Source organism: bacterium (assembly GCA_020440705.1).
Classification (GTDB): domain Bacteria; phylum Krumholzibacteriota; class Krumholzibacteriia; order LZORAL124-64-63; family LZORAL124-64-63; genus JAGRNP01.
On record JAGRNP010000204.1, the window covers coordinates 1 to 3771 of the forward strand.

At 72.5% G+C, this 3771-nt stretch carries 4 protein-coding genes; all 4 read right to left on the reverse strand.

Features of this window, described 5'->3' with window-relative positions; genetic code table 11:
- Positions 1 to 936: oxidoreductase (locus KDM41_17515; protein MCB1185222.1), on the reverse strand; the 936-nt coding region annotated here is incomplete at its 3' end.
- Positions 929 to 1834 carry a glycosyltransferase family 2 protein gene (locus tag KDM41_17520; protein ID MCB1185223.1) on the reverse strand — a complete coding sequence of 302 codons (906 nt, stop codon included), beginning with the start codon at positions 1832 to 1834 and terminating at the stop codon, positions 929 to 931. The genes KDM41_17515 and KDM41_17520, both read right to left, overlap by 8 nt.
- 49 nt (positions 1835 to 1883) lie before the next feature.
- The gene (locus tag KDM41_17525) at positions 1884 to 2819 is read right to left on the reverse strand and encodes an NAD-dependent epimerase/dehydratase family protein (GenBank protein MCB1185224.1); all 936 of its coding nucleotides are present in this window, start codon (positions 2817 to 2819) and stop codon (positions 1884 to 1886) included.
- A 90-nt stretch (positions 2820 to 2909) separates the two neighbouring features.
- A complete protein-coding gene (locus KDM41_17530; GenBank protein MCB1185225.1) occupies positions 2910 to 3707 on the reverse strand; it encodes an FkbM family methyltransferase in 798 nt (265 codons plus the stop codon).
- Positions 3708 to 3771 lie beyond the last annotated feature (64 nt).

The window sequence follows — 3771 nt, forward strand, 5'->3', positions numbered from 1 at the left end:
CCGCCAGTTTCCCGTCGCGGGGTGACGGTCGGCCAGTTCGACCCCCGCCAATCCGGCGTCCCGGGCGCCGCCCGGCACGGGCGGCGTGGCGCCGGCGTCGGCCACCACAACCGCCGCGACCCGCGAGTCGGCGCGGAACCCGATCTGGCCGAGGAGGGCCTGGTGCACGCCCGCCCACAATTCACTCGCGGCCGGGCGCGGCAGGATCCCCAGCGGGCGCACGGCCGGCCAGTCGCCCAGGCCGTGCGCCCCGGGCAGGGAGGCCGCCGCCACCACCACGTCGTCCTCGCGCACGGCCACGACCAGGTGCAGGGGCACGTTCTGGACGCCGAGCACGGCGGGCGCCCAGTGGCCATCGGCCCCCACGCGCAACTCGCCGTTGCGGGGACCGTCGGCGTGCATGACGAAGCCCACGCCCGCCGCCAGGGGCGCGCCGGCCTCGTCCGGGAACAGGCCCACCGCCAGATTCTCGTCCATCAGCCGCACGCGGGTCGATCCGGCCTGGATCCGCCGCCACCAGCGGGCCTGCCGCACCACGCGCCGCACGCGGCCGCTCGTCAGCCAGCGCAGCAGGCGGCGCGGCACCGGCGCGGTGGCGCTGCCCACCGCCCATCGCCGCAGGCGCACGCGGAACGTGTCCTCCATGACCTCGGACTGGGACGTGTTGTGGCCGTTGAGCAGGGAGACGGCGAAGACGAGACCGGGGCGGTTGGGGAAGGGACCGTAGGCCAGGACGGTGCGTCCCCAGCCCTCCTGCAGCGGGGGCCGGATGCGCAGGGCCCCGCCGTCGACACTCATCACGCCCTCGACGTCGCGGCCGCCGCGGGCGGGATCGCCGCCGCGGGCCGGACCGAGGGCCCGGCCCTCGGGCCGGGGTGTCGCGAAGCGGTCCCGCAGCAGCTCGACGATCCCGGGCTGCCCGGCGGGATCACGCACGCCCGGTCCAGCGCCGGAAGGCCCAGGCGAATTCCTTGCGGAAGAGGGGCGCGTTCCACTTGGCGACCTTGGCCAGGCGCCAGAAGCACGCCAGCTTGGCGCCCGGCGCCAGCGGGCTGCGCGGAATGGCCAGGGCCAGGTCGCGCAGCTGGCTGCTGGCCGACAGCACCACCTTGTCGCGGTTGGCCGGATTGAACCACTCCGCCCGTTCGTGGTACGAGGCGTACACGCGGTCGGACTTGCCCTCGTGGACGCGCCGGTAGAACCGCGCCCCCGTCACCGGCCGCAGCCGGCCGTGCAGGGCGAGCTCCCCGAGCAGGGTGCGGTCGGAGTCGGTGTAGTCGCGGATCAGACCGGTGCGGGTCAGGACGTCGCGACGCGTCAGGCCGAAGACCTCGGCGCAGTTGTGCCCGATCTGGATGACCTGGAAGAACCGGTCCGGCCCCTCGCCCAGGCCGTCCTCGCCCCGCACGTGCTCCTCGATGAAGCCGCCGTCGGCGTCGACGTCGACCAGGCGCGGGTAGCAGAGCACCGCGCCCGGATCGTCGTCCAGGGCGCGCGCGCAGACGTCCATGGCCGCGGGGTCCATGTAGTCGTCGTGGGCCGCCCACTTGAAGTAGCGCCCGCGCGATTCGTGGAAGACGAAGTTGTAGTTCGGGCCGGCCCCGATGTTCGCCTCCTGGCGGAAGTAGCGGATGCGCGGATCGGCCGCGGCGAACTCGCGGCAGATGGCCTCGGTGGCGTCGGTGGAGCAGTTGTCCGAGATGACGATCTCGAGCTCGGCGAAGGGAACGCCGTCGCGCGTCTGGCCGACGAGCGAGGCCAGCGCCTCCCGCAGGTAGTTCTCCCCGTTGTAGACGGGCAGCCCGATGCTCACGATCGGCGTTGGCATGGTCACGACGTCTTCCCCCAGGCCGGGTCGTCCGCGCGGCGCGGCGCCCGCCGGATCAGTCACCGATGGCGGCGAAGTGGTCCCGCAGGCGCGCGATGCCCTCTTCCAGGGCCACCGGCGGCGCGTCGAGCAGGGTGAGCATCTTGGTCACGTCGGGGCAGCGGCGGGTCATGTCACCCTCGGGCAGCGGCGGCAGGAACTGCAGCTCGGAACTGCTGTCGCAGACCCGGATCACGGTCTCGGCCAGCTGCCGGATCGACACTTCCTCGGCGCCCCCGATGTTCACCACGTCGTTGACGAACGCGCCGCGCTCGTGGGCGTTCATGCAGGCGCCGACGTTGTCGTCGACGTAGCAGAAGGTGCGGGTCTGGTCGCCCTCGCCGTAGATGGTCAGGGGCTCGCCGCGCATGGCCATGCGCACGAAGCGCGGCAGCACGAAGTCCTCGGTCTGGTTCGGCCCGTAGGTGTTGAAGAAGCGGAAGATGGTGTAGGGCAGGCCGTACTCCCGCTGGTAGCTGGTCAGGTAGGCCTCGCCGATGTTCTTCACCACGGCGTAGGGCAGGCGCGAGTTCAGCGGCGTCGTCTTCTCGTTCTGCGGGATCTCGAACGGCTCGCCGTACACCTCGCTCGACGAGGAGAAGTAGACGCGCCGGACACCGCAGTTCTTGCACAGCTTCAGCACGTTCTCGATGCCCTTGATGTCGTCGAGCACCATCAGCGGGTTCTCGAGGGTGCGCTGCACGCCGACGACGGCGGCGTAGTGGAACACGTAGTCGAACTTGTGCACGAAGAACAGCGGCGCGATGTCGGCCCACTGGTTCACGTCGCACTTGACGAAGAGCACGTTCGAAAGCTCGGTCGGGACCTTGCGCGGGTCGCCGGTGAGCAGGTTGTCCGCCACCACGATGTGGTTGTCCGGATTGGTGGCGAGGCTCTTCGTCAGGGCGCTGGCGATGTTGCCCGCGCCACCCGTGACCAGGATGCTCGGCATGAATAATGTCTCCCGTTGCGCGGCCCTCCGCCGCATGTGATGGCGCACCCAGGCGCGGCCCGGGGCCGGCATGGTGCGGTGCGGCCCAACCTAGGTGTCGGCCGCGGAATCGTCAACTGTAGGCCCCACCCCGGGTTGCGGCTCCGCGAGCAGGTGGATCACATGCCAGGCGATGCCGGGATAGGCGTCCGGCAGGCGTTGCACATGATAACCGAGCTCCTCGAGGCGGCCACGGCCGGCCGCGGCCTTCGCCTCGGCGTCGGCCGCGGCGGCGGCGTCGTACTCGACGACGAGGAGCGGCCGGTGGCGAGCGACGACCCCGACCATGCCGTCGAGGACCTCGGGCTCGGCGCCCTCCACGTCGATCTTCACCACGTCCGGACGCACCTCGGGGCGGGCGGCCAGCCAGGCGTCCAGGGTCACCAGGTCGACCTCGATCTCGCCGACCGGATCGGGCGGGGCGGCGACCGAGTCGAGAGAGGCCCCCCCGGCGTGTCCCGCCAGCACCAGCCGCCCGCGGCCACAGCGGTCGCTCACCGCGGCCCGCACCACCTCCACGTTGCCCAGCCCGTTGGCGGCCGCGTTGCGCGCGACCAGGTCGGCATTGGCCGGCACCGGCTCGAAGGCGACGACCCGCCCCCGCGGCCCCACCAGGCGCGCGGCGAGCGCGCTGAAGAAGCCTACGTTCGCCCCGACGTCCAGGAAGGTCGCTCCGGGCGTCAGGAGTCGCGCCAGCACCTCCTGCACCGGCGGTTCGTTGGAGCCGTCGGCGTAGTCCGGGTTGGAGGGGCCGGGCTCGATCCGCAGGCCCCGCCCCGGACCCTGCCACACGCGGCCCCGCCGGCGGTGCCAGGCGGCGACCAGACGCCCGCCCAGGCCCCCGCTCATCGTCCGCCTCCGGCGGTCCCGCGCCGGAAGACCTCGCGTCCGTCGAGGAAACGCGCCAGCCACT

Excerpts from the sequence above, each read along its gene's own strand:
- KDM41_17525 (MCB1185224.1), bottom strand. The coding sequence starts at position 2,819 with ATGCCGAGCATCCTGGTCACGGGTGGCGCGGGCAACATCGCCAGCGCC.
- KDM41_17530 (MCB1185225.1), bottom strand. The coding sequence starts at position 3,707 with ATGAGCGGGGGCCTGGGCGGGCGTCTGGTCGCCGCCTGGCACCGCCGG.